This is a genomic window from Pseudomonas pharyngis, from assembly GCF_021602345.1.
Lineage (GTDB): Bacteria > Pseudomonadota > Gammaproteobacteria > Pseudomonadales > Pseudomonadaceae > Aquipseudomonas > Aquipseudomonas pharyngis.
In genome coordinates, this window is the sequence record NZ_BQID01000005.1 from 349,520 (window position 1) to 374,492 (window position 24,973).

Consider the following 24,973-nt stretch of genomic DNA (forward strand, 5'->3'; position numbering starts at 1 on the left):
ACTGTGGAGATTTCACTGACTCTCAAGCAGCGACACGGCTAAGCTGAAGCCATGTCTCCCCTGCCATCTGCCAAGAAGAAGTGAATCACCACCATGGGTCGAGTTGTTGCTGCTGCGGTTTACAGCGCTGGTAAGAAAGTCACCAATATTTCCCTCGACGAAGGCGCAGCCTGGGCCGCCAAGACCGGCCACTTCGTCTGGATCGGCCTCGAAGAGCCGAGCGCCCAGGAACTGTCCAACCTGCAACGCCAGTTCAACCTGCACGAACTGGCCATCGAAGACGCTCTCGAAAAACACAGCCGGCCAAAGCTGGAAACCTTTGGCGACGCGCTGTTCATCGTCACCTACTCGCCGGTGCGCGAACACGGGATTCTGCAGTTCATCGAAACCCATATCTTCGCCGGTAACGGCTACATCATCACCGCGCGTAACGGTCATTCGGCGTCCTACGCCCAAGTGCGCCAGCGCTGTGAGGCACGGCCGCTGCTGCTGGAACACGGGGAAGATTTCGTACTGTATGCGCTGCTGGATTTCGTGATCGAGAACTATCAGCCGGTGGGCGAAGCGATCCACGCCGAGATCGATGAGCTGGAACGCAACGTGCTGTGCAGTGCGCTCAATGAACACGACATCCAGAAACTCCATGGCCTGCGCCGAGACGTCTTGCGTTTGCGCCGTTACGCGGCGCCGATGGTGGAAATCGGCGAGGAGCTGCAGAAGCTGAGCTTCCCCTTCATCGACAAGAACATGCGCCCATACTTCCGTGATGTGCAGATCCATGTCACGCGGCAGATGGAAGACCTGACCACCCTGGCCGACATTGCCAGCCAGACCATCGAAATCGGCGTGCTGCTGGAGGCGTCACGCCAGAGCGTGGTGCAGCGCAAATTCGCCGCGTGGGCGGCGATTCTGGCGTTCCCCACGGCAGTGGCGGGGATCTACGGGATGAACTTCCAGAACATGCCGGAGCTGAGCTGGCACTACGGCTATTTCGGCGTGCTGGGCTTTATCACGGTCGGCTGCGTGAGCCTGTGGGCGAGTTTCAAGAAATCCGGCTGGCTATAAGAAAAAACGCCCCCGTGCAAAACACGGGGGCGCCTGGGTTCAAGCAGCGGTCGGCTTGTGCGCCACGAAGCGCATCATCCATTCCGCCACGGTGGTGCCGTGGTGCTGATGTTCCAGGCTGGCCACACCCTTGCTGTACACCTGCTCGCCCAGCGCTTCCTGACGCAGATCCAGCAGCGCCCGCGAATAGTCGTGAATGAATTCCGGATGCCCTTGGAAGCACAGCACCTGATCGTTGATGTGGTACGCGGCGAACGGGCAGAAATCGCTGGAAGCAATCACCGTGGCGTTCTCCGGCAACGCCGTCACCTGATCCTGGTGGCTGATCAACAGCGTCAGCTCTTCGCGCACCGGGCTCATCCACGGCGCCTTGGCCGCCAGTTTGTAGTTGTGAATGCCGACACCCCAGCCTTGAGTAGCACGCTCGCTCTTGCCACCCAGCAACAGCGCCAGCAGCTGATGGCCGAAGCACACGCCGAGCAGTTTGTCGCCGCGCTCGTAGCGGGTCAGCAGGTATTGCTTGAGGGTCTGGATCCACGGGTCGGTGCCGAACGAGTCGGCCTTGCTGCCGGTAACCAGATACGCATCGAAGGTCAGGTCATCACTCGGATAGTCGCCCTGCATCACGTTGTACACCGTGAACTCGGCGGCGATCGGCTGTTGCGAGAACAGGCGCTGGAACATCTGCCCGTAACCCTGATATTCATCGACCAGTTCCGGACGCAGGATGTCGGTTTCCAGAATGCAGATGCGTAGCGACATAAAAAATACCTGACACGTGATGGGAATAATGCACACCCCAGAGCCTGCCTTGAAACCACCCGGCAAGGCAAGCCCCGGAATGCCTCCCCGCCCCGTTAGAACAACTCGCCTTTCGCGGCTTTTTCCAGCAGCAACGCAGGCGGTGCGAAACGCTCGCCGTACTGTTCCGCCAGGTACTGCGCCCGCGCGACGAAGTCCTTCACGCCATATTGATTGATGAACTGCAACGCGCCGCCCGTCCATGCCGCAAAACCGATGCCGAAGATCGAGCCGACATTGGCGTCCGCCGTCGAAGTCAGCACGCCCTCCTCCACACAGCGCACGGTTTCGATGGCCTGCACGAACAGCAACCGATCACGTACATCCTTCGGCGAAATCTGCCCATCGGCTTTCTCGAAATGGGTCTTCAGTTCGGGCCACAAATGTTTTTGCCCACCTGCGGGGTACTCGTAAAAACCGCCTCCCGCTGCCTTGCCCGGCCGCTTGTATTCGTTGAGCAGCAAGTCAATCACGGCGAACGCCGGGTGCTCAATCAGCAGTTTCCCTTCTGCCTGCAGGTCTTTGGCCGTTTGCTGACGGATATGGCTCATCAGGCTGAGGGAAACTTCGTCGGAGATCGCAAGAGGCCCGACAGGCATCCCGGCCTTGCGGGCTTCGGTCTCGATCATCGGCGCACTCACGCCCTCACCCAGCATCGCAATACCTTCATTGGTAAAGGTGCCGAATACTCGCGACGTGAAGAAGCCGCGACTGTCGTTGACCACAATCGGGGTTTTCTTGATTTGCAGTACGAAATCGAACCCGCGTGCGAGGGTTTCGTCGCTGGTTTGCGCGCCTTTGATGATTTCCACCAGCGGCATCTTTTCCACCGGGCTGAAGAAGTGCAGGCCGATGAACTTGCCTTGATCCGGCACTGCGGTCGCCAGGCCAGTGATGGGCAAGGTCGAAGTGTTGGAAGCAATCACCGCGTCGGCGCCGACCACCTGCTGTGCTGCTGCCGAGACCTTGGCCTTGAGATCACGATCCTCGAATACCGCCTCAATGATCAGATCGCAACCTGCCAGATCGGCGTCGCTTTCGGTCGGATGGATGCGCGCCAGCACCGCTTCACGCTGCTGCGCAGTCATCTGCCCGCGAGCGACTTTCTTGTCCAGCAATGCCGCCGAATGCGCCTTGCCCTTTTCCGCAGCCGCGAGGTTGATGTCTTTGAGCACCACGTCGATCCCGGCCACAGCGCTGACGTAGGCGATTCCCGCCCCCATCATTCCGGCGCCGAGGACGCCCACGCGCTTCGTCACAGAAGGCGCAAAACCCTGCGGACGCGAACCGCCAGCATTGATTTCATTGAGCTGGAACCAGAAGGTGCCAATCAGGTTTTTCGAGATCTGCCCGGTGGTCAGTTCGGTGAAGTAGCGGGTTTCGATCAGGTGCGCCGTGTCGAAATCCACCTGCGCACCTTCCACCGCCGCGCACAGAATCTTCTCCGGCGCCGGCAATGTGCCCTGGGTTTTGCTGCGCAGGATCGACGGCGCAATCGCCAGCATCTGCGCGACTTTCGGATTGGAGGGCGTGCCGCCGGGAATCTGATAGCCCTTCACATCCCAACGCTGCACCGTCGCAGGATTGGCCAGAATCCAGGCCCGGGCCTTGGCCAGCAGCTCATCGCGATCCGCTGCCAGTTCATCAATCAGCCCCGCCTGCAACGCCTGCTGCGGACGGACTTTCTTGCCTTCGAGCAGATACGGCAAAGCCTTTTCGATGCCCAGCATGCGCACCATCCGCACCACGCCACCGCCGCCCGGCAACAGGCCGAGGGTCACTTCCGGCAAACCGAGCTGCACCGACGCATCGTCCAGTGCCACGCGGTGGTGGCAGGCCAGGCAGATTTCCCAGCCGCCGCCGAGCGCCGCGCCGTTGATCGCCGCGACCACCGGTTTGCCGAGGGTTTCCAGGGTGCGCAACTGGCCCTTGAGGGTCAGCACCATGTCATAGAAGGCCTTGGCTTCGGGCTTGCCGACCTTGATCAGTTCATTCAGGTCGCCGCCGGCGAAGAAGGTTTTCTTGGCCGAGGTGATGATCACCCCGGCGATCTCATCTTTTTCCGCCAGCAGTCGGGCGACGCTTTCAGCCATGGCCTCGCGGTACACCGCGTTCATGGTGTTGGCGCTCTGGCCCGGCATGTCGATGGTCAGGAGAACGATGCCGTCCTGGCCTTTTTCGTAACGAATGGCTTGGGTCATGACAGGTTTCCTTGAGGTCAGAGGCGTTCGATGATGGTGGCGATGCCCATGCCGCCGCCGACGCACAGCGTCGCGAGGCCGTAGCGCAGGCGTCGGGCTTCCAGTTCATCGAGCAAGGTGCCGAGGATCGCGCAACCGGTGGCGCCCAGCGGGTGGCCCATGGCGATCGAGCCGCCATTGACGTTGACCTTGTCCGGGTCGACGGCCATGTCCTTGATGAATTTCAGCACCACCGAGGCGAACGCCTCGTTGACTTCAAACAGGTCGATGTCTTCCACCCGCAGCCCGGCCTTGGCCAGTGCCTTGCGAGTGGCCGGCGCCGGGCCGGTGAGCATGATGGTCGGATCGGTGCTGGTGACCGCCGTGGCGACAATCCGCGCCCGGGGTTGCAGGCCCAACGCGCGTCCCTTGGCCTCGGAGCCGATCAACATCAGCGCCGCGCCGTCGACGATCCCCGAGCTGTTGCCCGGCGTGTGCACATGGTTGATCCGCTCGACATGGCTGTAGACCCGCAGTGCCGTGGCGTCGAAGCCCATCTGGCCAATCATTTCGAAACTCGGCTTGAGTTTGCCCAGACCTTCAAGGGTCGACTCGGCGCGGATGAACTCATCGTGATCGAGCAGGATAATGCCGTTCTGGTCCTGCACCGGCACCAACGACTTGCTGAACGAACCGTCGGCCCGGGCACGCGCGGCTTTCTGTTGCGAGTGCAGCGCGTAGGCATCGACGTCCTGCCGGCTGAAGCCTTCAAGGGTGGCGATCAGGTCGGCGCCGACGCCTTGTGGCGTGAAGTGGCTGTGCAGATTGGTCTGCGGGTCCAGCGCCCAGGCGCCGCCGTCGCTGCCCATCGGCACGCGGGACATCGATTCGACGCCGCCGACCACCACCAGCTCTTCGAACCCGGAGCGCACTTTCATCGCTCCCAGGTTCACCGCTTCCAGCCCGGAAGCGCAGAAGCGGTTGATCTGCACGCCGGCGACGCTGACGTCCCAATCGGCCACCTGCACGGCGGTCTTGGCGATGTCCGAGCCCTGATCGCCAATCGGCGTAACACAGCCAAGCACCACGTCATCGACCTGGCTGGTGTCCAGCGCCGTGCGTGCCTGCAAAGCGGTCAGCAGCCCGGCCACCAGGTTCACCGGCTTGACGCTGTGCAGCGAACCGTCGGCCTTGCCCTTGCCACGGGGCGTGCGTAACGCGTCGAAAATCAAAGCTTGGGTCATGACGTCCTCGAACCTGTGCGGTGAGTGAAATTCGTGCTGTCACTGTTGTCTTCGCAGGCGACGGATTCAATGACCACAGCGCTCAATGACGTTGACGCGCACGCTCAGACGGACGGTCATCCATGGCTTGGTTAACCGGTTCAGGTGAGCGAGCTGTCTAGCAAACGGGCGACAAAGAAGCTGGCAATGGGCCTCATGCCTTTTTAATCGCGACCGGCAGCAAGTACATACGAAATGGATCTAAGCAAAGCGTGACGCGGGCCCTAAGGTGAAGATGTACGTTGTTGTCGTCGGGTTTTGCCGAGGCAGACGTTCTTCAACAGGAAGTGCAGCGCTTGCCATCATGGATATGCAGGCAGGCATCAGGAAATAACAAAAAAGGCGGTCAAGCCATGTTCAAACAACCAAAAGTACGGCAAGCAGGGCTCATTCTTTTCGCCACGACGCTGTTGTTGATTCTGCCGAACCTGACCAAGGTCATCGGCTGATTCAAGCGGCAGGTATTGTTCATCGCCACTGAAAATGTGACTGGCCCGCTATCCGGGCCAGCGTGGCTGTGCCAACCTTTGCGCACTTCCACGACACGGACGGCGGTCATTTTGAAAACGCTCATTCTGTTCGGGGCCATGCTGCTGAGCATGCCCCTGTCTGCCGCGCAGCTGAACCTGGAGCTGGGCGCGAACAGCCGCACCTGGCAGACCGAGGAATTGCTCAAGCATCCTCAAGTACAAACCCTCACGGTCAAGAATGATGTGTCCTACAAGAAGGACATGACTTATCGCGCCGTGCCGATGGCCGCGCTGCTGACCGGCATCAAACCGGACGATCACCTGCAAGCCGTAGCGCTGGACGGTTTCGCCGCCGAGCTGTCCGCCGCGCCGCTACTGAACAATAAAGGCTCGCGCGCCTGGCTGGCCATCGAGGATCCGGCGCAGCCCTGGCCGCCGCTGTCGGAAGGCAAGCACAGCGCCGGGCCGTTTTATCTGGTGTGGACCGATCCGCAGGCCGGCAATATCAGCCCGGAACAATGGCCATTCGAAGTGGCGAGCATCAAGCGAATGACTCCGGTGGCCGAGCGCTTCCCTGCCCTGTTGCCGGACCCTGCGTTGAAGGCCGATGACCCGGTGAATCAGGGGTTTGCGCTGTTCCAGAAGAACTGCCTGGCCTGCCATCGCCTGAATGGCGCAGGGGATGCGCAGTTCGGGCCGGATCTCAATATTCCCTACAACCCGACCGAGTACTTCGGCGCGGACTTCCTCAAGCGCTACATCCGCGATCCTCAGAGTCTGCGTCAGTGGCCGCAGGCGAAGATGCCGGGGTTTTCTGCCGAGGTGTTGCCGGATGCGGATCTGCAGAAGCTGATCGGGTATTTGCAGCATATGGCCGGGCGCAAGGTTAAGCCTTGATGCCTTCCTTGTGGGAGCGAGCCTGCTCGCGATGCGGTGTCTCAGTCATGCACGTGCCGGCTGAAAGATTGCCATCGCGAGCATGCTCGCTCCCACAGGAGTAGTGCGGTTATTGCTGCTGAACCGAGATCACCGGCGTCGGCGACACCAGCACTTTCGCATGCATCTGCTCTGACCCGCCTCCCCGGCGCATGCCGCGCACCGGGCAGGCATCCAGATAATCCAGACCCACCGCCAGTTTCAGGTGCCGCTCCGGCCGCGCCAGTTCATTGGTCACGTCAAAGCTGTACCAGGCGTCATCGATCCAGGCTTCGGCCCAGGCGTGACTGGCGAGATGCTCACAATCCTCGCTGTACAGATAACCCGACACATAACGTGACGGCACCCCGAGACTGCGCGCGCAGGCCAGAAACGCGTGGGCGTGATCCTGGCAAACACCCGCCCGTCCGGCGAATGCCTCGGCGGCGCTGGTGTCGACTTCAGTGGAACCCGGCTTGTAAGTCATGTGCTGGTTCAAACCGTGCATCAGGTCGATCAGTGCATTGCGGTCGCGTCGCTGCTTGCAGGATTGTTCGGCAAACGCCCGCAACGCCTCGTCAGCCTCGGTCAGCCGGGTGAACCGCAGGAACGGCAGCGCCGACTGACTCTCGTGCTCCGCCTCGCGCAATTCGTCGATATCAACCTGCCCCCGGGCGCCGATGATGATCGCTTCGTGGGGCTCGTCCATGGTCAGGACGTGCAGGATGTTGCCGAACGGATCGAGCTGGGCGCGCACCGGGCGCGGCAGGTCAAGCTGCCAGCTCAGCACGTGCTGACGCTCGCTGTCGTGGGGTGTCAGGCGCAGGTACTGGATGCTCGCGCGCACCTGATCTTCGTAGTGATAGGTGGTCTCGTGGCTGATGGAAAGTCTCATGCGGCCTCCAGGTAGGAACTGTGAATGGCGTTGCCCAACTGGCGCACCAGCGGGATGAATTCGGTGAGCCAGGCGTGCAGCCCTTCCTCGAGAATTTCTTGAATACCGGTGTAGCGCAGACGCGCGTCCATTTCCGCCGCCAGTCGTTGTGCAGGGCGACCGTTGGCCCCCGGCAGTTGCGCGAGAATCTGGTCGATCTCTTCGGTACAGGCACGCAGCGAACGCGGCACGTCGGCGCGCAACAACAGCAGCTCGGCCACATGCCGGGCGCCCGGCGCATCGCGATAAATCTCGGTGTATGCCTCGAATGATGACAAGGCTCGCAACAAGGCGCTCCACTGGTAATAGGCATGGGCGGTGCCGTCGCTGACAGCTTCCGCCTGATCGCCAGCCATTTCGTAACGCGCATCGAGCAGGCGCAACGTGTTGTCCGCCCGCTCGATAAACGTACCCAGGCGAATGAAACGAAACGCGTCGTTGCGCATGATGGTGCCGTAGGACGCACCACGGAACAGGTGCGAACGCTCCTTGATCCACTCGCAGAAGCGACTCATGCCGTAGCGGCTGAGGCCCTGATTGGCGATCCCGCGGATTTCCAGCCAGGTGGCGTTGATGTTTTCCCACATGTCCGCGGTGATCCGCCCGCGCACCGCGTGGGCGCTGGCTCGCGCCGCGCCGAGGCAGCTGTAGATGCTCGCCGGGTTGGCCGCGTCGAGGGCGAAGAAGTGCAGCAATCGCTCGGCATGCAATTCGCCGTGGCGTTCCAGGTAATCGTCCAGCGTGCCGGTGATCAGCAACGGCATCGCCAGTTCGTGCAAACCGTCGCCACGGCCGTCCTGCGGCATCAGCGACAGCGAATAGCTGACATCGAGCATCCGTGCGAGGTTTTCCGCCCGCTCCAGGTAACGCGACATCCAGTACAGATCCGAGGCAGTTCTACTTAACATGGCAGGCTTCCTTCAATCCTCGACCACCCAGGTGTCCTTGGTTCCGCCGCCCTGGGATGAATTCACCACCAGAGAGCCTTCACGCAGGGCGACACGGGTCAAACCGCCGGGTACGACCCGGGTTTCGCGGCCGGACAATACGAACGGGCGCAGGTCGATATGGCGCGGCGCAATGCCGTTTTCGACAAAGGTCGGACAGGTCGACAGCGACAGCGTCGGTTGTGCGATATAGGCGTGAGGCTTGGCCTTGATCCGCTCGCGGAACGCATCGATTTCCGCGGTCGTCGCCGCCGGCCCCACGAGCATTCCGTAACCGCCGGAGCCCTGGGTTTCCTTGACCACCAGATCTGGAAGATTGGCCAGGACATGGGAAAGCTCGGACGGGTTACGGCATTGCCAGGTCGGCACGTTCTTCAGGATCGGTTCTTCGTCGAGGTAGAAACGGATCATCTCGGTGACAAACGGATACACCGATTTGTCATCCGCCACGCCGGTGCCGATGGCATTGGCCAGCACCACGTTGCCGGAGCGATAGGACGACAGCAGTCCCGGCACGCCGAGCATCGAGTCCGGGCGGAAGGCCAGCGGATCGAGGAACGCGTCGTCGAGCCGGCGGTAGATCACGTCCACCGCTTTCGGGCCGTCGGTGGTGCGCATGAAGACTTTGTCGTCGCGCACGAACAGGTCCGCGCCCTCCACCAGTTCCACGCCCATTTCCCGGGCGAGAAACGCATGCTCGAAAAACGCGCTGTTGAACCGTCCCGGTGTCAGCACCACCACACTCGGGTCGTCAATCGGGCTTGAGCTTTTCAGGGTGTCGAGCAGCAGGTTCGGGTAATGGTCGATCGGGGCGATGCGCTGGGCCGCGAACAGCTCGGGAAACAGACGCATCATCATCTTGCGGTCTTCGAGCATGTAGCTCACGCCGCTCGGCGTACGCAGGTTGTCCTCGAGCACGTAATACGTGCCGTCGCCGTCGCGCACCAGATCGACGCCGGAGATGTGCGAATAGATATCGCGATGCAAATCCAGCCCCTGCATCGCCAACTGGTATTGCTCGTTGGCCAGCACTTGTTCGGCGGGAATGATCCCGGCCTTGATGATGCGCTGCTCGTGGTAAAGGTCGGCGAGGAACATGTTCAACGCCTTGACTCGCTGAATGCAGCCGCGCTCGACAATCCGCCATTCGCTGGCGGGAATGCTGCGCGGAATGGTGTCGAAGGGAATCAGACGCTCTGTCCCCTGCTCGTCCCCGTAGAGCGTGAAGGTGATCCCGGCGCGATGGAACAGCAGATCGGCCTCGCGTCGCCGCTGGGCCAGCAGCTCGTCAGGTGTCTCGGCCAGCCACCGGGCAAACTCCCGGTAATGCGGGCGGATCTGGCCGCCGGCATCATACATCTCATCAAAATAGGTGCGGATCATGCCGTACTCCTTGTCACTCCGGACATACAGGCCTTCGCAAGGCCCGTGCCATCGGCATAAACGCTTTGATTTCAATCGGTTGGATATTCACGCCACACGCACCGCACCATTCCTGTGCGGCAAATGCTCCAACCTGATCGCCCCCGCTTCATTGCGACGCAGTCCCGTCGCCTATCACCAGCATAGTCAGAGTTGATTTCACTGCCCGCAGGCCACTGCGGATAATCCGCGCATCCGCTGCAAAAACGTCGTTGACGAAGTATGCAGCCTCACTGATCCGGCTTGCCTCGGCAGCCCTCCCGGCCGTAACCCTGACCGGTTTCCTCTCCTTCCGGTCTTCCCTTTCAGCCACCTTTTCAGGTGGCTTTTTTTTGCGCCGGTTTCTTGTTTCAGGGTTTTGCCATGCGCTTTCGGGGCCGTAGAAACGACAACGGCCGACCCGAAGGTCAGCCGTAGCTCGACGTGTTGCAAGAGTGATCAGTTCAAACGGTGCCGGTTGCGGATCTCCTGTTTCACGCCCCAGCCTTCGATGATGCCGCCCAAGGGCTCGACCACCGCCGAAAAGCCCTGCTCGAAATCGCCAATGTCGTCGTAGGTTGCGTACATCACCTTGCTCAATTCCAGAGACCAGGCGCCGTCGTCGCGCGCACTGACCTGGGCATTGATGGATTCACCGCGAAATTTGCCTGCCGCCCTGCGTGCCCGCTCCTCGTCCGGGAAAATGGCGTAGAACTCGATGGGATGGAATCGGGAAAAATCGAAACCGCCTTCTTTCATGCGGCGCAGCACGCTGCTGCTGATGTCTTCTTGATAGGCTGTGCTCATGAATCGTCCCCCTCGCATAGATGGATAGACTTTCCGTATTCCCTGCACTGGCCCAAAGGGCCCGGGTGCTTACGGCAACCGCGTTGCCGGCGGGAAACAAGCATGTAGCTGACAAGACCAGACCTTAGCGATCCGTTCGCTGATCTCGCTTGCAGAGTAGCCCCAAGATAGAGCCGCTGCCAAGGCCTGGTACATGAAGAAAATGAAGATTCAGATTCGGGTGATGCTGCGGATTTCGATGCTGTTCTGGGTTTTCAGGCTTTTTACGCCGGCATCGGCGGTGCGCCCTTCCAGATCGTTCAGGTCAAGCTCGGCGGCGACGGGAAGCAGTCGTTCCTTGATCAGTCGTGCGGCCTCATCATCGCTGGGGCATTCCGCACGCTCGAAGACTTCATCGACAATTTCACCGTGATCATCCACGAAAGTGACTTTCCACTTTTGCATTGGAGCCTCCTCGAACAAACCCGCAAATGGGCTTACCTCTATCTCGACTTTTGTCAGGATTGATCGTTCAAAAGGTTTACACCGATGCAACATGAAAAAAGCCGAGGCCGGTGTGTTTTCACACACCGGCCTCGGCTTTTTCTTACCCGCGAACGATCAGTCGTTGCTTGGCTTGTTCACCGCTTGCAGCACGTATTGCGGCAAGGCGAAAGCACCGATGTGGATTTCCGGGTTGTAGTAGCGGGTGACGATGCCGCTGCCGATGAAGCGCTGTTGCAGAACTTCGCGGCTCAGCTTGCGGTAGGCCGGGTTGGTCGAGCCCCAGGCGAAGGTCATCGAACCGCCGATGTAGGTCGGTACGGCCGCCTGATAGAAGTGCCAGTCCGGGAACAGGCTTCGCAGGCGGCCGGCGGTGGTTTTCACTTCTTCGATCTGCATGAACGGCGTGCCGTTCTGGGTCACGAGGATGCCGCCCTCGTTCAGGCAGCGGTGGCAGGCCTGGTAGAAGTTTTCCGAGAACAGCACTTCGCCCGGGCCGATCGGGTCGGTGGAGTCGGAAATGATCACGTCGAACTTTTCAGTGGTGGTGGCGACGAAACGCATGCCGTCGTCGATCACCAGATTCAGGCGTGGATCGTCGTAGGCGCCCTTGGAGTGGTTCGGCAGAAACTCTTTGCACATGTCGACCACGGTGCCGTCGATCTCGACCATGGTGATGTGCTCGACGCTGGCGTGTTTGGTCACTTCGCGCAGCATGCCGCCGTCGCCGCCGCCGATGATCAGCACGCGCTTGGCGGTGCCGTGGGCGAGGATCGGCACGTGGGTGAGCATTTCGTGGTAGATGAATTCATCGGCTTCGGTGGTCTGGATCACGCCGTCCAGCGCCATCACCCGGCCCATGCGCGGGTTCTGGAAAATCACCAGGTGCTGGTGTTCGGTGCGCACTTCGTGCAGCAGTTTTTCCATGCGAAAACGCTGGCCGTAGCCTTCGTAGAGGGTTTCCAGGTATTCGCTGGTCTTGGTGACGGTCATGGTGAAGTGCTCCGATGAATGCGCGGGCGCCAATCGTCAGGTTCGATTGCCCGGGAAAGGCGCGCATTCTACGTTGCCGAAGATGACAGGTCGAACCTCAGTTCATCGGCCCGACCCGATCAGGGTGCGAACGGTCAGATCCGCACATTGCCCCGCGGCCCGGCAATCGCCCAGATGATCAGTCCCAGCACCGGCAGGAGGATGATCAGCAGTACCCAGAGGATTTTCATCCCGGTCTCGGCGCCGCTTTTCAGCACATTGATGATCGCCCAGATGTCGAGCGCAAGAATGATCAGGCCGACCAGGCCGTTGAACGTGGAACCCATGGTGTCGCTCCAGAATAGTGGCGTGCACTTTTAGGATAGACGGTCGCGCTCAGGGTTCCCTTTTATTGCGCTCAGACGTGAACGGCGACCTTCAAGGCTTCCAGCGACGACGCGGCGGCGATACCGACTTCGGCGCACAGTTCCAGTACGCGCGGCACATCGTTGCCGTAGACCAGCACCACTTGCAGCTCGTCGTCGAGCAACTGGCTGAAGTTCATCAACGTGTAACCGCCGTTTTCCTTGTTCAGGCTGCTCATCTGTACCTGGATGCGGTTGAGCGCGGTCAGCGCCTCGGTTTTGGCCAGTTGCTTGGGCTTGAGGTTGAATTCGACGCCCGGGCCGAACGAGGCAACGATCTGCGCGAACAGTTCGGCGTAGGTGTCGGCCTGGAACAACACGGTCTCCGGCAGGCTGCCGACCACGACCCACTCGCCCAGCGGAATCGGGAAAGTGTCGTCGTAGTTGATGTCCGGGTTGGCGGTCAGAAAAGCGTCGGCATCGGCGTAGGCCTGTGCCGCTTCGTCAGCGACCTTCAGGATCTCGTCTTCGCCCATGCAGCCGGAGCTGATTTTGCTGATGAGTTCGGCAAGTGCGGCTTTCATGGGGGCGGATCCTGTGGCGAAGGGAATTTTGAGGGCGCGAAGGATAGCGCATTCTCGCCTTCGCCACAGAGAGGGTTCCGGCCAGCGGCCTCAGCCCAGCAGTTTTTCCAGCTGCGCGGTGGTGTCCACAGCGCCCATGGTGCGGGCCGCGTCCAGCGCGGTGACGCCATTGGCATCTTTGGCTTTCGGGTCGGCGCCCTGGTCGATCAAGTAGTCGACGATTTCAACACGGTTGAACATCGCCGCCATCATCAGCGCCGTGCGGCCATCGAAGGAGGCGCCTTCAATCTGCGCCCCGCCCTCGACCAGGGCCTTGACCACGGCCAGATCACCCTTGAACGCCGCGCCGGCAATCGGGCTCTGGCCGTTGCCATTGCGTTGTTCCGGATCGGCCTTGTGCTTGAGCAGCACCTGCACCGCGTCCACGTGGCCGTAGTAACTGGCGAGCATCAGCAGGGTGTCGCCTTTGCTGTTCGTCAGGTTCACCGGCAGACCGGCAGTGATCAGGCGATCGAGCATCACCGCATCGCCCTCGCGCGCCTTGTTGAACACCTGTTCAGTGAATTCGGCGGCTTCCTCGGGGGTCATCTGGCGGCTTTGGTCAGACATGGTTCACTCCACTTTCGGTCAATCGGAAAGCCGATAGTTTCCCGAGCGCGGCGATAGCTGTCATCCCCTTTTTTCCAAGTCCGCCGATAGCCAATATCAATAGCGGTATTTGCCTGCCCGAATGTCGGCAAGAATTTCATCCGTCACCTGCACGTAGGTTTCGGTCCCCGGCAGCCAGGCATAAATCGGGTCATCGCCCTTCTGGCCGGGGTCGAAACCTTCGTTTTTCAGGCGGGTTTTCTGGTATTTGAAGGTGCCGGTGGTTTCCATTTTCACCTTGACCCGCAAGAACAGCGGCACCGCATAGGCCGGCATGCGTTGGCGGGCGAAGGCCAGCAATTCGGCGAAATCCAGGGTCGCCAGCGACTCGGCCGGGGTGATCGCCGCCATCCCGGCGCGACCGTTGGTGTTGGGGACTTCCACACCATAGGCCACCGCTTCGGAAATGTGCGGATGCTGGAGCAGCAGGTTTTCGACCTCGGTGGTCGAGACGTTCTCGCCCTTCCAGCGATAGGTGTCGCCGAGACGGTCGACAAACTGTGCGTGGCCGAAACCGATGTTGCGCAGCAGATCGCCGGTGTTGAAGAAGCGGTCGCCCTTGGTGAACACGTCCTGCAGCACGACCTTGGCGGTTTTCTGTGGATCGGTGTAGCCGTCCAGCGGTGCCTTGTCGTCGATCCGCGCCAGCAGCAGGCCCCGCTCGCCCCGACCGACCTTGCGCATGAATCCGTCATCGCCGCGAATCGGCTCGCCGCTGTCCTGGTCGTAGGCGACCAGCTCCCAGGCCATCAGCGAGAAACCGATGGTGTTGTCGAAATTGAGGATGTTGGTGAAGCCGATATTGCCGTCGCTGGCGGCATAAAGCTCACAGATGTGATCCACGCCGAAGCGGGTCTTGAACTCGGCCCACGCACCGGGCCGCAGGCCGTTGCCGATCATCTTTCGCACATCATGACGACTGTCGTCGGCACTGAGCGGCTGATCCACCAGATACCGGCACAACTCGCCGACGTAACCGATGGTGGTTGCGCGATAGCGACGCACATCGCTCCAGAACTGCCGGGCGCTGAACTTGCGGCGAATGGCGAAACCCGACGCGCCATTGACCGCCGAACCCCAGCACACGCAAAGCCCGGTGGCGTGGTACAGCGGCAAGGTGCAATAGACGATGTCGTCCGGGCGCATGTCGAGGGCGATCATGCCGAAGCTCGCCGAGCTGCGCATCCAGCGGCCGTGCTTGAACACCCCGGCCTTGGGCAAACCGGTGGTGCCGGAGGTGTAGATGTAGAAACAGGGGTCGTCGAAGAAAATCTGCCGGCTGCTGGCCGGGTTGTCGACAGGTGCGTCGGCGCTGGCGCTGATCAGGTTGATATAGCCCTCGGGCGCGATGCCCGGATGGCTGAAGGTATCCTGATCGGCGACGAACCAGACGCGCGTTGCCGGGATCGACACTTGCTCGCGCACCGCCGCATACGCCGGCAGCAATTCTTCACCGACGACAATTGCCGCCGGTGTCACCAGATTGATGCTGTGGATCAGCGTATCGCGGGTCTGCGAGGTATTGAGCAGCGCGCTGACGGCGCCCACTTTGGCCAGCGCCAGAATCGTCACCAGCAGTTCCGGGCGGTTCTCGATGAACACCGCTACCACATCGCCTTTACCGATGCCCTGCCCGTTCAGATAGTGGGCGATGCGGTTGGCCCACTGGTTGACTTGTGAATAACTCAGCACCACCTCGCCCGACAGCAGCGCGGGGCCATCGGGATTGCGCAGGGTCGCTTGCTCGAATGTCCAGCCCAGGCCACAGGTTTGCGTCGGATCCGTGACGTTGGCCACCTTCATGCCTTTCACCACCCGAGGGATGGCTTTGGCAATCATCGGCAGCTTGCGGAGCATCATGCCCCAGGTAATCGTGTCGCTCGGCGCGTGGCGCATGGCAGCTCCCGTTCGACCTTGACGTGCAGGCCGGATTTTTATTGTCGGGCAATCGGGTGAGGCAACCGGCGCTTCTAGAGCGAGGGTCGAGGCCGAAAATACGTCAGGGCTTCTCAGGCTGTACACGCGGTTTTTGCAATGTTTTGTATCCGCCCGGCGCTGCAACGCACAGCCGGATTCCGGCCGGAGATATTGGTTCCATCGGATCGACAGTGATCCCGCAAAATGCAGGATGCACGATGGCCATTCATGCAGATTGCACGACAGACGAAACGAACTGATTTTATAACTTACTGATTTACAACGATTTTTATAAACATAAATACTGGCACAATCGCTGCAACTCCCTATACATGCTTGCCATTCAAGTGCATACGGAGCTGAAAGACATGAACCTGATCCAAGAAAAATTTACCTCCCTGTTCTCCAACTTCGCCGTCACCACCCAGCCCCGTCCCGATGGCGGGATTCTGCTGACGCTGAAGAGTGCCGACGGCAAAGTGTTCAAGCGTGCACTCACCTATCAGCAATTGCATACCGGCGACCAACTGTCGTGGGCGATCAGCGCGATCCGTCGTGATCTGGCAGAACAAGCCAGCGAGCTGCCGCAGATCGGCATGTTGCAAAGCCAGCAGCGTTTCGCCCTGCCGACTTATCACTCGATGTAATTCGAACACCGTATAAACAGACAGGCCGTGGAGCTTTCGCTTCACGGCCTGTTTTTTTGCGCGTCGATTGGGTGAACTCAGAACGCTTCCGGCTCAATCCCGGTAAAGCTGTCGACGGTCACATGCCCTGCCAACTCCCCGCCTTCACGGGCCAGCCCGCAGGTTTGCAGGCCGGCGGCCTGGGCGGCATCGAGTTCCTGGACGATGTCGGACAGGAACAGGATCTCCTGCGGCTCGACCCCGATGGCCTGCTGGATGTTGCTGTACGACTGCGCTTCGCGCTTGGGGCCCGACGTGGTATCGAAGTAGCCACTGAACAGCGGCGTCAGATCCCCTGCTTCCGAGCAGCCGAAAATCAGCTTCTGCGCCTGGATCGAACCGGACGAATAAACAAACAGTTGATATCCGGCCTGATGCCAGCGCTGCAGCGCTTCAACGGCGTCCGGGTAAACATGGCCTTTCAACTGGCCGGCCTGATAACCCTGCTCCCAGACCATGCCCTGCAACGCTTTGAGCGGCGTGGCTTTGCGGTCTTCGGCGATCCAGCCCAGCAGAATTTCCACGACCCGCTCGACGTCAGCCTGCGGTTCGTTGCTGTCGCGGCGCACGGCGTCCAGTTGCTCGGCAACATCCGCGCGCTGGGCGTTCTGGCGAACGAAATCCGGCAGATGTTTCGCCGCATACGGGAACAGCACGTCGAACACAAAACTCACCGCGCTGGTGGTGCCTTCGATGTCGGTGAGAATGACCTTGATCGACATTGGCTCAGTCCTCCAGACGCGGGAAGCGGCCGGCGATGTCTTCGCCGGTGAAATTGGCGACCCAGCCTTCAGGGTTGTTGAACAGGCGGATCGCCACGAAGTGCGGGTTCTCGCCCATGTCAAACCAGTGTTTGGTGCCGGCCGGCACCGAAATCAGATCGTTCTTCTCGCACAGCACGGCGTAGACGTAATCATCGATGTGCAGGGTAAACAGGCCACGACCGGCGACGAAGAAGCGTACTTCGTCTTCGCCATGCCGATGCTCTTCGAGGAACTTGGCGCGCAACTCGGCTTTTTGCGGGTGGTCGCTATTGAGGCTGATCACGTCGACCGTGATGTAGCCGCGCTCGGTCATCAGTTTGTCGATCTGCTCTTTATAGGCACCGATCACTTCTTCCTGGCTGGCGCCCGGCTGGATCTTCGCGGCGGCTTGCCAGCGGTCGAAGCGCACGCCCTGCTCGGCCAGGGTCGAGGCGATGTCTTCGAAATGGGTCAGCACCTTGTTCGGAATTTCGGGGCTGGAAACGTGATAGACGGACAGGCTGCTCATGGGGCATTCCTCGGTATCGGCCTTGCCGTCCGGTTCTTTCAGACCGGTCGGGCACTGCATTCATCAGGCAAAGGGGCTGGTTCTGGTGAAGTCAGCCTTGGCGGTTCATGACGCTGCGGGTCTTCAACTCGCATTCAAACAGGAATTCAAAGGCCTCGATCTGACGCAGCGCGTCACTCATCTGCGCGCCCCAGGTGTAGAGGCCGTGGCCGCGAATCAGATAACCCACGCAATCGGGATGGGCGTCGAGCCAAGGCTGCACCTTGGCGGCGAGGCGCGCAATGTCCTGATCGTTGTCGAAGATCGGCACGCGCACCCGGGATTCGTGGGTCGAGATGCCGCTGAAGGCTTTTTGCAATTCGTAGTCTTCGAACTCGATGAAGTCTTGCGGCGTCAGGCGCGACAGCACCGTGGCGTTCACCGAGTGGGTGTGCAGCACCGCGCCGATCTCCGGGCGCCAGTTGTAGAGCTGGGTGTGCAGGAGGGTTTCGGCGGACGGTTTTTTGCCGGGTTCCAGGCTGTTGCCGGACAGGTCGGTGGCGAGCACGTCGTCCAGGCCCAACTGGCCCTTGTGCTTGCCGGAAACGGTCAGCAGCGCTTCGCTCGGTGACAGGCGCGTCGAGTAATTGCTGCTGGTGGCCGGCGACCAGCCGCGACCATAAAGAAAACGCCCGGCGTCGACAATTTGCTGGGCAAGCTGTTCACGGGTAAGGCTCATGGCCTGTCCTCTTGCATTCGAATGGCAATGATAACGGCAGCGGCGAGCGCTGCGAGACTGGCAATACTAAAGGTCAATGTCGCGCCGAGGGCATTCCAGCTGTAGCCGGAATACAACGCGCCGAGCGCGCCACCGGTGCCGGCCAGCGCTGCATACAGCGCCTGGCCCTGCCCTTGCTGACGCGCGCCAATGCTACGTTGCACGAACGCGATGGCAGCGGCATGAAAGCTGCCGAACGTCGCCGCATGCAGCACCTGGGCAAACAACAGGACCCACAGGAATTCGGCGAACGAACCTAGCAGCAACCAGCGCAACGCCGCCAGCAGAAAACTCGCCATCAGCACCCGCCGCAGGGAAAAACGCGCGAGGATCCGGCTCATGGCCATGAACATCAGCACTTCCGCCACCACGCCGACCGCCCAGAGCATGCCGATCACGCCACGGCTGTAGCCCAAGCGTTCGAGGTGAAGGGTCAAAAACGTGTAATACGGCCCGTGGCTCAGTTGCATAAGCGCCACGCAACCGTAAAACGCCAGCACCCCGGGATTGCGCAACTGCTTGAGAAAGCCTTCGCCCGTCGGCCGGTTGCCCTGAGGCGGTTGTGCGTTCGGCACCCACAAACTACTGAGCACGATGCCGGCCATGATCAACACCAGCGCCGCCGGGTAGATATCGAGGCTGAGCCACTCGAACAGGCGACCGAGGGCGACCACGGTGATGATGAAACCGATCGAGCCCCAGAGGCGAATCTGACTGTAGCGGGAGGTCTGGCCCTGCAAATGCGCCAGGGTGATGACTTCGAACTGCGGCAGCACCGCGTGCCAGAAGAATGCATGCAAGGCCATGACCATCGCCAGCCAGGCGTAGGTCTTGCTGACGAAAATCAATGAGAAGGTCAACAGCGTGCAAACCGCACCAAAGCGCACAATGGCCAGGCGCCTGCCGGTGTAATCGCCGAGCCAGCCCCAGATGTTCGGCGCCACGCAGCGCATCAGCATCGGGATCGCCACCAGCTCGCCGATGCGCGCGGCGCTGAATCCGAGATGATCGAAGTACAGCGCCAGAAACGGCGCCGTCGAACCGAGCAAGGCGAAATAGAACAGATAGAAACTGGACAGCCGCCAGTACGGGAGCGCCGCCACGGTCAGACCGCGGCGGCTTTGAGATCACCCATCAAAGCTGACCCAGCACCGGGGTGCTCACGCGCACATCGGCGTTCTGGCCACGGTGGCGCAGCAGGTGATCCATCAACACGATGGCCATCATCGCCTCGGCAATCGGCGTGGCGCGGATACCGACACATGGGTCGTGACGGCCCTTGGTAATGACATCGACCGGGTTGCCTTCGATGTCGATCGAACGGCCCGGGGTGGTGATGCTCGAAGTGGGCTTCAACGCCAGATGCGCGACGATCGGCTGCCCCGAGGAGATCCCGCCGAGGATGCCGCCCGCATTGTTGCTGAGGAAACCTTCCGGGGTCAGCTCGTCACGGTGTTCGGTGCCGCGCTGGGCGACGCAGGCGAAACCGGCGCCGATTTCCACACCTTTGACCGCGTTGATGCTCATCAGCGCATGGGCCAGTTCGGCGTCGAGACGGTCGAAGATCGGCTCGCCCAGGCCCGGCATCACGCCTTCGGCAACCACGGTGATCCTGGCGCCGACGGAGTCCTGATCGCGACGCAGCTGGTCCATGTAGGCTTCCAGCTCCGGCACTTTGTCCGGGTCCGGGCTGAAGAAGGCGTTCTGCTCGACCGATTCCCAGGTCTTGAACGGGATTTCGATCGGGCCGAGCTGGCTCATGTAGCCGCGAATGACGATGCCCTGGCTGGCCAGGTACTTCTTGGCGATGGCGCCGGCCGCGACGCGCATGGCGGTTTCCCGCGCGGAGCTGCGACCGCCGCCGCGATAATCGCGCTCGCCGTATTTGTGGTGGTAGGTGTAGTCGGCGTGGGCCGGGCGGAACAGATCCTTGATCGCCGAATAGTCCTTGGACTTCTGGTCGGTGTTGCGGATCAGCAGGCCGATGGAGCAACCGGTGGTGCGGCCCTCGAACACCCCGGAGAGGATCTCGACTTCGTCGGCTTCCTGGCGCTGGGTGGTGTGGCGGCTGGTGCCCGGCTTGCGACGGTCAAGGTCGCGTTGCAGGTCTTCAAGGGAAATCTCCAGGCCCGGCGGGCAGCCGTCGACAATGGCGACCAACGCCGGACCATGGCTTTCGCCCGCGGTGGTGACAGTGAACAGCTTGCCGTAGGTATTGCCGGACATGCAGGACGCTCCGTTAAATCGAACCCAGATTCGTGATGCGCGCCAGTATACGCAGGCTAACCGAGTAGTTCATCCTCGAACCTTAGCGGTGTGGGTGAGTCCAACCGGCACCTTGGCAAATGATGGCGTGATGATGCTGCGAGTTTTGATCTTGAGCCTTTCCCTGTTTACCGGCTTCGTCCAGGCGACTGTCCTGCAACGTCCGGTCACGTTGACGACTGACAACGGCGAACTTTTCGGCTCGCTGTTGCTGCCCAAATCCGACAACCCCGTGCCGGTTGTCCTGATCCTTTCTGGCTCGGGTCCTACCGATCGTGACGGAAACAACCCGGACGGCGGACGCAATGACAGCCTCAAGCGACTGGCCTGGGTGCTGGCCAAACACAACATCGCCAGTGTGCGTTTCGACAAGCGCGGCGTGGCCGCCAGCCTGGCGGCAACCCCGGACGAGCGAAACCTGTCGGTGGAAGCCTACGTGGCGGACGCTGTAGCCTGGGGGCAGAAACTGAAAGCCGATCCGCGCTTCGGTCCGTTGATTTTGCTGGGCCACAGCGAAGGTGCATTGATCGCCAGCCTGGCGGCGCCGAAGGTGGACGCCGCCGCGGTGATATCCCTCTCTGGCACAGCCCGGCCCATTGATCAGGTACTGCGCCGCCAACTGGCCCGCAGCCTCCCTCCTCCTTTGATGCTGCGCAGCAACGAATTGCTCGACAGCCTCAAGGCCGGGCGCACCGACGACAATGTGCCGGCGCCCTTACAGGTGATTTTCCGTCCGAGTGTGCAACCGTATCTGATTTCGCTGTTCCGTCAGGATCCGGCGGCGGCCTTCGCTCAACTGCAAATGCCGACGCTGGTCGTGCAAGGCAGCAACGACATTCAGGTCCAGGTCGATGATGCGAAATTGCTCAAGGCCGCCAAACCGGATGCGCAACTGGCGCTGATCGAAGGCATGAACCACGTGTTGCGCATCGTGCCCAATGACGTGAAGCGGCAATTGGCCTCCTACAAGGACCCGAATTTGCCCCTGGCGGCGGAACTGGGGACACGCGTTCTTGAATTTATTGACGGACTTCGCACCCGTTGAGCTCTTTTTACCCTCTAGTCCTGTAGAAAACGGCCGATAAGCCTTTGTCGCCAGCGTACTGGCTGGCGGCAAGCAGCTTGGACAGGATCTCGCCGTTATGACTGATACCCAGACTTCACCCGACACCACCGCTGAAAAAGACGCACCGCCAGCGGTCGAGCTGCCATGGGCGGATGTCCACGTCGAGCACCACAAGATGCTCCGCCTGGCGCCGTTGCAGACTGACCGCAATACCGGCGGACGGCCGCTGCGCTTCGTTGAATTCGGATACGCCGAGCGCAACGGCAAAGAACACAGTCTGATGCGCATGGCGATCAAGTTGCCTGCTCAGCGTGTGCGCAAAGAACAGAATCATCTGGACGTGTGGGTCGATCACACGACCAAACGCGTGCATTTCGGCCCGGACAGCGGTCTGCAGATCGAACCGATGAACCGTGGCATCGGCCGTTTCATGGCTGCCCAGGGCATCAACTGGGCAAAAAAACGCTGGCCCACCTACACCGTCGACGGCATGGACTTGAACAACAAGGACGCGCTGAACGAGGACACTCGCCTGCGCCGCGATCACTTTTTGCGGGTGCACGGCTTTGATGTGGTTTACGCCGATGCCCAGCATTTGAAGGGTAGCGTCAAAGAAGTGAAGGTCGGCGACCTGCTGGGTGACTGGAACAGCGAAAAGCTGCAGATCGTCGAAATTCTTGAAGCTGCGCAGATGTTGCAGCAGGCCGAGCAGAATCTGGCCGAGCAGGAAGTGAAGCTGAAGAAGCAGGAAGACAAGGTCAGCAAGTTCAAGCGCGAAGATGCCGGGTTGCGCTTCACCATTACCTGTCTGGTGGCGTTTGCGGTGTTTCAGGCTGGGTTGCTGATCTGGATTGCAACGCACCGTTGATGGTTTGAGACCACGGTACCGCCATTCGCGAGCAGGCTCGCTCCCACAGGGGAATGCATTTCAGCTGTGGGAGCGATTCATGCCATTTAGACGCGGGAAGCGAACAGTGCCTGATGGGCGCGGCACTGTTCGGCGGTCAGCATGAACACGCCATGCCCGCCGCGCTCGAACTCCAGCCAGGCGAAATCGACTTCCGGGTACAGCGCCTCGACGTGGACCTGGCTGTTGCCCACCTCGACAATCAGCAAACCCTTCTCGGTCAGGTGATCCGCCGCTTCGGCGAGCATCCGGCGCACCAGGTTCAAACCGTCATCGCCGCAGGCCAGGCCCAGTTCCGGCTCGTGCTGGTATTCGTCCGGCATGTCGGCGAAATCTTCCGCATCGACGTAGGGCGGGTTCGACACGATCAGGTCGAAACGTTGACCCGGCAGGCCATCGAAACCATCGCCCTGCACGGTGAACACACGCTCATCGACGCCATGACGCTCGATGTTCTGGTTCGCCACTTCCAGCGCTTCGAACGACAGGTCCGCCAGCACCACTTCAGCGTTCTGGAACTCGTAGGCGCATGCGATGCCGATGCAGCCGGAGCCGGTGCACAGATCGAGAATCCGCGCCGGCTCGTCACCGATCCATGGGGCAAAACGGTTTTCGATCAGCTCGCCAATCGGCGAACGCGGGATCAGCACGCGCTCATCGACGATGAACGACATGCCGCAGAACCAGGCTTCGCCCAGCAGGTAAGCGGTCGGAATGCGTTCTTCGATGCGACGCTTGAGCAGGCGCTGAAGATTGACCAGCTCGTCGTCTTCCAGCGCGCAATCCAGATAGCTGTCGGCGATTTCCCATGGCAGGTGCAAGGCACCGAGCACTAGCTGCCGGGCTTCGTCCCAGGCATTGTCGGTGCCATGGCCGAAAAACAGATCCTCCCCATGGAAGCGGCTGACGGCCCAACGAATGTGGTCGCGCAGGGTACGAAGTCGGGAAGTGATCACGGGGCAGAACTCCAGAAAAAACGACTGGCGATTCTAGCAGCCAAAACGCGCCGCGACGACGCAGGAAAGACTCCGGGGCGACGGTAGGACGCTTCCGATTTTCCCCTCGGCTATTGAACAGATCGTGTAACTTGACAAGGCTGCAGGCCAGCAACGACGGTGTCTACGATGGTAGCGATTCACAGAACCGCTCAGCCAGAGGACAATGTCGCAAAAGCCCCACCCGAAGGAGCCCCAGAATGTCCGTTCCAAAAACGATGTTTCAACTCAGCGGTCGCGGTTACGCAGCGGCCACGTTGAGCCATGCCACCGTGGTCATCATCGATGCCCAGAAAGAGTACCTCAGCGGCCCGCTGGCCCTGAGCGGCATGGACGCGGCTGTCGCGAACATCAAACAACTGGTTGCCGCCGCCCGCGCGGCCGGCCGGCCGATCGTGCATGTGCGCCACCTCGGCACCGTCGGCGGTCTGTTCGACCCGCAGGGCGAACGCGGCGAGTTCATCCCCGGCCTGGAACCCCAGGGCGATGAAACCATCATCGGCAAGTTGCTGCCGAGCGCCTTTCACGGCACTGAACTCTACGATCGTCTGCAAACCATCGGCTCGCTGGACCTGATCGTCTGCGGTTTCATGAGTCACTCCAGCGTCAGCACCACCGTGCGCGCGGCGAAGAACCTGGGTTTCCGCTGCACCCTGGTCGAAGATGCCTGTGCCACCCGCGATCTGCCATTCAAGGGCCGCGTGCTCAGCGCCGAACAGGTGCAGGAAGCGGAAATGGCGATCATGGCTGACAACTTCGCTACTCTCGCCCTGACCCAGGATCTGATCTGATCTTCCGTAAATGAGCGGCTCAGCCCGCCGCTCATCTGCAAAAACCTCGCATTTGCTTCAATTACCCTAGCCTCAGGAACAACCCGGTCAACTCCCGGTCGAAGGGCCGATACCCATTGAGGAAGGTCGGAATGAAGTTATCCGATGGATTTGACGCACGCCGCTTGCGGCCCAAAGGCCAAAGCAACTGGCGATTTCGATTCGGCGCGGCGATCGCGGCCATACTGGCGACGTTCGGCGTGCTGCTGGCGATGGCCGGGGCCGCCAGCCTGCTGGGGCGCCCACCGGCGCTCGGCGACCTGAACGCAACCCCGCTCGGCTCGGCGATCATTCTGGCAGTCGGCCTGCTGTTCCTGTATTTCGGCGTGGCCCTGTGGCGTCGTTGCCGGCGTCGCGCACGGCAATCGCGGGAATTGAACATGTCCCCGCACCTGATGAAAAAACACGATTGATCGACGGCCT

At 60.9% G+C, this 24,973-nt stretch carries 26 protein-coding genes; 7 read left to right on the forward strand and 19 right to left on the reverse strand.

Translation table 11 applies throughout. The features are described from left to right. Positions 1-93 precede the first annotated feature (93 nt). Complete coding sequence (locus L6D74_RS13465) at positions 94-1,065, forward strand: magnesium and cobalt transport protein CorA (RefSeq protein ID WP_064594647.1); 972 nt, start codon at positions 94-96, stop codon at positions 1,063-1,065. 39 nt (positions 1,066-1,104) lie between these two features. Here L6D74_RS13465 and L6D74_RS13470 read toward each other — a convergent pair whose 3' ends face one another. The 3 genes from L6D74_RS13470 to L6D74_RS13480 form a co-directional block, all read right to left on the reverse strand. After that, positions 1,105-1,827, reverse strand: coding sequence for an amidotransferase (locus tag L6D74_RS13470; protein ID WP_007959955.1), 723 nt, complete (start codon positions 1,825-1,827; stop codon positions 1,105-1,107). Positions 1,828-1,922: 95 nt separating this feature from the next. Then, the gene (locus L6D74_RS13475; protein WP_236189483.1) at positions 1,923-4,067 is read right to left on the reverse strand and encodes a 3-hydroxyacyl-CoA dehydrogenase NAD-binding domain-containing protein; all 2,145 of its coding nucleotides are present in this window, start codon (positions 4,065-4,067) and stop codon (positions 1,923-1,925) included. 17 nt (positions 4,068-4,084) lie between these two features. Then, positions 4,085-5,290 (reverse strand): acetyl-CoA C-acetyltransferase, encoded by a 1,206-nt coding sequence (locus L6D74_RS13480; protein WP_221399093.1) that lies wholly within the window; start codon positions 5,288-5,290, stop codon positions 4,085-4,087. Positions 5,291-5,916: 626 nt separating this feature from the next. Between L6D74_RS13480 and L6D74_RS13485 the strand changes: the two genes are divergently transcribed. Further along, entirely contained in the window at positions 5,917-6,696 is a 780-nt protein-coding gene (locus tag L6D74_RS13485; protein ID WP_236189533.1) for a c-type cytochrome, read from the forward strand. A 109-nt stretch (positions 6,697-6,805) separates the two neighbouring features. On the opposite strand, the gene L6D74_RS13490 is transcribed toward L6D74_RS13485, so the two are convergent. From L6D74_RS13490 to L6D74_RS13535, 10 genes are all read right to left on the reverse strand, one after another. After that, positions 6,806-7,609 (reverse strand): transglutaminase family protein, encoded by an 804-nt coding sequence (locus L6D74_RS13490; RefSeq protein ID WP_064594642.1) that lies wholly within the window; start codon positions 7,607-7,609, stop codon positions 6,806-6,808. Continuing rightward, positions 7,606-8,556 carry an alpha-E domain-containing protein gene (locus L6D74_RS13495; protein ID WP_007959974.1) on the reverse strand — a complete coding sequence of 317 codons (951 nt, stop codon included), beginning with the start codon at positions 8,554-8,556 and terminating at the stop codon, positions 7,606-7,608. Before L6D74_RS13495 ends, L6D74_RS13490 begins: the two co-directional genes overlap by 4 nt. A 12-nt stretch (positions 8,557-8,568) precedes the next feature. Continuing rightward, positions 8,569-9,978 (reverse strand): circularly permuted type 2 ATP-grasp protein, encoded by a 1,410-nt coding sequence (locus L6D74_RS13500; protein WP_039769936.1) that lies wholly within the window; start codon positions 9,976-9,978, stop codon positions 8,569-8,571. 477 nt (positions 9,979-10,455) lie between these two features. Beyond that, entirely contained in the window at positions 10,456-10,803 is a 348-nt protein-coding gene (locus L6D74_RS13505) for a ribonuclease E inhibitor RraB (RefSeq protein ID WP_007959978.1), read from the reverse strand. A 210-nt stretch (positions 10,804-11,013) separates the two neighbouring features. Beyond that, positions 11,014-11,247 carry a hypothetical protein gene (locus tag L6D74_RS13510; protein WP_236189485.1) on the reverse strand — a complete coding sequence of 78 codons (234 nt, stop codon included), beginning with the start codon at positions 11,245-11,247 and terminating at the stop codon, positions 11,014-11,016. Between the two features lie 156 nt (positions 11,248-11,403). Then, positions 11,404-12,279, reverse strand: a complete 876-nt coding sequence (speE, locus tag L6D74_RS13515) for a polyamine aminopropyltransferase (RefSeq protein WP_007959983.1) — start codon at positions 12,277-12,279, stop codon at positions 11,404-11,406. A gap of 134 nt (positions 12,280-12,413) precedes the next feature. Then, the gene (locus L6D74_RS13520; RefSeq protein WP_007959984.1) at positions 12,414-12,605 is read right to left on the reverse strand and encodes a PLDc N-terminal domain-containing protein; all 192 of its coding nucleotides are present in this window, start codon (positions 12,603-12,605) and stop codon (positions 12,414-12,416) included. 71 nt (positions 12,606-12,676) lie between these two features. Continuing rightward, positions 12,677-13,207 (reverse strand): hypothetical protein, encoded by a 531-nt coding sequence (locus tag L6D74_RS13525; protein ID WP_085649378.1) that lies wholly within the window; start codon positions 13,205-13,207, stop codon positions 12,677-12,679. Positions 13,208-13,297: 90 nt separating this feature from the next. Continuing rightward, complete coding sequence (locus tag L6D74_RS13530) at positions 13,298-13,816, reverse strand: ankyrin repeat domain-containing protein (RefSeq protein ID WP_039769928.1); 519 nt, start codon at positions 13,814-13,816, stop codon at positions 13,298-13,300. A gap of 96 nt (positions 13,817-13,912) precedes the next feature. Further along, complete coding sequence (locus L6D74_RS13535) at positions 13,913-15,751, reverse strand: long-chain-acyl-CoA synthetase (protein WP_236189487.1); 1,839 nt, start codon at positions 15,749-15,751, stop codon at positions 13,913-13,915. A gap of 389 nt (positions 15,752-16,140) precedes the next feature. Between L6D74_RS13535 and L6D74_RS13540 the strand changes: the two genes are divergently transcribed. Beyond that, positions 16,141-16,419: a DUF3509 domain-containing protein gene (locus tag L6D74_RS13540; RefSeq protein WP_039769924.1), complete on the forward strand. Its 279-nt coding sequence runs from the start codon at positions 16,141-16,143 to the stop codon at positions 16,417-16,419. 77 nt (positions 16,420-16,496) lie between these two features. On the opposite strand, the gene mtnC is transcribed toward L6D74_RS13540, so the two are convergent. The 5 genes from mtnC to aroC all read right to left on the reverse strand — a co-directional run bounded on the left by mtnC (position 16,497) and on the right by aroC (position 20,713). Next, positions 16,497-17,180 carry an acireductone synthase gene (gene mtnC / locus L6D74_RS13545; RefSeq protein WP_236189489.1) on the reverse strand — a complete coding sequence of 228 codons (684 nt, stop codon included), beginning with the start codon at positions 17,178-17,180 and terminating at the stop codon, positions 16,497-16,499. A 4-nt stretch (positions 17,181-17,184) separates the two neighbouring features. Continuing rightward, positions 17,185-17,730, reverse strand: a complete 546-nt coding sequence (locus L6D74_RS13550) for a 1,2-dihydroxy-3-keto-5-methylthiopentene dioxygenase (protein ID WP_039770173.1) — start codon at positions 17,728-17,730, stop codon at positions 17,185-17,187. Between the two features lie 91 nt (positions 17,731-17,821). Continuing rightward, the gene (locus tag L6D74_RS13555) at positions 17,822-18,448 is read right to left on the reverse strand and encodes a methylthioribulose 1-phosphate dehydratase (protein ID WP_085666676.1); all 627 of its coding nucleotides are present in this window, start codon (positions 18,446-18,448) and stop codon (positions 17,822-17,824) included. Then, entirely contained in the window at positions 18,445-19,590 is a 1,146-nt protein-coding gene (locus L6D74_RS13560) for an MFS transporter (protein WP_236189491.1), read from the reverse strand. The genes L6D74_RS13555 and L6D74_RS13560 overlap by 4 nt, the downstream gene beginning before the upstream one ends. Positions 19,591-19,621: 31 nt before the next feature. Continuing rightward, the gene (gene aroC / locus L6D74_RS13565; protein WP_236189493.1) at positions 19,622-20,713 is read right to left on the reverse strand and encodes a chorismate synthase; all 1,092 of its coding nucleotides are present in this window, start codon (positions 20,711-20,713) and stop codon (positions 19,622-19,624) included. Positions 20,714-20,843: 130 nt separating this feature from the next. Between aroC and L6D74_RS13570 the strand changes: the two genes are divergently transcribed. Both L6D74_RS13570 and L6D74_RS13575 read left to right on the forward strand, forming a co-directional pair. After that, entirely contained in the window at positions 20,844-21,797 is a 954-nt protein-coding gene (locus L6D74_RS13570; RefSeq protein WP_236189534.1) for an alpha/beta hydrolase, read from the forward strand. A 97-nt stretch (positions 21,798-21,894) separates the two neighbouring features. After that, a complete protein-coding gene (locus tag L6D74_RS13575; RefSeq protein ID WP_085649374.1) occupies positions 21,895-22,686 on the forward strand; it encodes a hypothetical protein in 792 nt (263 codons plus the stop codon). 86 nt (positions 22,687-22,772) lie between these two features. Here L6D74_RS13575 and prmB read toward each other — a convergent pair whose 3' ends face one another. Continuing rightward, positions 22,773-23,681, reverse strand: a complete 909-nt coding sequence (gene prmB / locus L6D74_RS13580) for a 50S ribosomal protein L3 N(5)-glutamine methyltransferase (protein ID WP_007960007.1) — start codon at positions 23,679-23,681, stop codon at positions 22,773-22,775. A 239-nt stretch (positions 23,682-23,920) separates the two neighbouring features. Here prmB and L6D74_RS13585 point away from each other — a divergent pair, with 239 nt between their 5' ends. Both L6D74_RS13585 and L6D74_RS13590 read left to right on the forward strand, forming a co-directional pair. Further along, positions 23,921-24,511: a cysteine hydrolase family protein gene (locus tag L6D74_RS13585; protein ID WP_011333204.1), complete on the forward strand. Its 591-nt coding sequence runs from the start codon at positions 23,921-23,923 to the stop codon at positions 24,509-24,511. A gap of 131 nt (positions 24,512-24,642) precedes the next feature. After that, positions 24,643-24,963 carry a hypothetical protein gene (locus L6D74_RS13590; protein ID WP_007960009.1) on the forward strand — a complete coding sequence of 107 codons (321 nt, stop codon included), beginning with the start codon at positions 24,643-24,645 and terminating at the stop codon, positions 24,961-24,963. Positions 24,964-24,973: the final 10 nt, after the last annotated feature.

Coding starts and splice junctions, on each gene's coding strand:
- L6D74_RS13525 (WP_085649378.1), bottom strand. CDS start 13,207: ATGAAAGCCGCACTTGCCGAACTCATCAGCAAAATCAGCTCCGGCTGC.
- L6D74_RS13495 (WP_007959974.1), bottom strand. CDS start 8,556: ATGTTAAGTAGAACTGCCTCGGATCTGTACTGGATGTCGCGTTACCTG.
- L6D74_RS13540 (WP_039769924.1), top strand. CDS start 16,141: ATGAACCTGATCCAAGAAAAATTTACCTCCCTGTTCTCCAACTTCGCC.
- L6D74_RS13465 (WP_064594647.1), top strand. CDS start 94: ATGGGTCGAGTTGTTGCTGCTGCGGTTTACAGCGCTGGTAAGAAAGTC.
- L6D74_RS13520 (WP_007959984.1), bottom strand. CDS start 12,605: ATGGGTTCCACGTTCAACGGCCTGGTCGGCCTGATCATTCTTGCGCTC.
- L6D74_RS13505 (WP_007959978.1), bottom strand. CDS start 10,803: ATGAGCACAGCCTATCAAGAAGACATCAGCAGCAGCGTGCTGCGCCGC.
- mtnC (WP_236189489.1), bottom strand. CDS start 17,180: ATGTCGATCAAGGTCATTCTCACCGACATCGAAGGCACCACCAGCGCG.
- speE (WP_007959983.1), bottom strand. CDS start 12,279: ATGACCGTCACCAAGACCAGCGAATACCTGGAAACCCTCTACGAAGGC.
- L6D74_RS13510 (WP_236189485.1), bottom strand. CDS start 11,247: ATGCAAAAGTGGAAAGTCACTTTCGTGGATGATCACGGTGAAATTGTC.
- L6D74_RS13575 (WP_085649374.1), top strand. CDS start 21,895: ATGACTGATACCCAGACTTCACCCGACACCACCGCTGAAAAAGACGCA.
- L6D74_RS13485 (WP_236189533.1), top strand. CDS start 5,917: ATGCTGCTGAGCATGCCCCTGTCTGCCGCGCAGCTGAACCTGGAGCTG.
- L6D74_RS13530 (WP_039769928.1), bottom strand. CDS start 13,816: ATGTCTGACCAAAGCCGCCAGATGACCCCCGAGGAAGCCGCCGAATTC.
- L6D74_RS13470 (WP_007959955.1), bottom strand. CDS start 1,827: ATGTCGCTACGCATCTGCATTCTGGAAACCGACATCCTGCGTCCGGAA.
- L6D74_RS13480 (WP_221399093.1), bottom strand. CDS start 5,290: ATGACCCAAGCTTTGATTTTCGACGCGTTACGCACGCCCCGTGGCAAG.
- L6D74_RS13475 (WP_236189483.1), bottom strand. CDS start 4,067: ATGACCCAAGCCATTCGTTACGAAAAAGGCCAGGACGGCATCGTTCTC.
- L6D74_RS13550 (WP_039770173.1), bottom strand. CDS start 17,730: ATGAGCAGCCTGTCCGTCTATCACGTTTCCAGCCCCGAAATTCCGAAC.
- L6D74_RS13535 (WP_236189487.1), bottom strand. CDS start 15,751: ATGCGCCACGCGCCGAGCGACACGATTACCTGGGGCATGATGCTCCGC.
- L6D74_RS13570 (WP_236189534.1), top strand. CDS start 20,844: ATGATGCTGCGAGTTTTGATCTTGAGCCTTTCCCTGTTTACCGGCTTC.
- L6D74_RS13500 (WP_039769936.1), bottom strand. CDS start 9,978: ATGATCCGCACCTATTTTGATGAGATGTATGATGCCGGCGGCCAGATC.
- L6D74_RS13555 (WP_085666676.1), bottom strand. CDS start 18,448: ATGAGCCTTACCCGTGAACAGCTTGCCCAGCAAATTGTCGACGCCGGG.
- L6D74_RS13490 (WP_064594642.1), bottom strand. CDS start 7,609: ATGAGACTTTCCATCAGCCACGAGACCACCTATCACTACGAAGATCAG.
- L6D74_RS13590 (WP_007960009.1), top strand. CDS start 24,643: ATGAAGTTATCCGATGGATTTGACGCACGCCGCTTGCGGCCCAAAGGC.
- L6D74_RS13585 (WP_011333204.1), top strand. CDS start 23,921: ATGTCCGTTCCAAAAACGATGTTTCAACTCAGCGGTCGCGGTTACGCA.
- aroC (WP_236189493.1), bottom strand. CDS start 20,713: ATGTCCGGCAATACCTACGGCAAGCTGTTCACTGTCACCACCGCGGGC.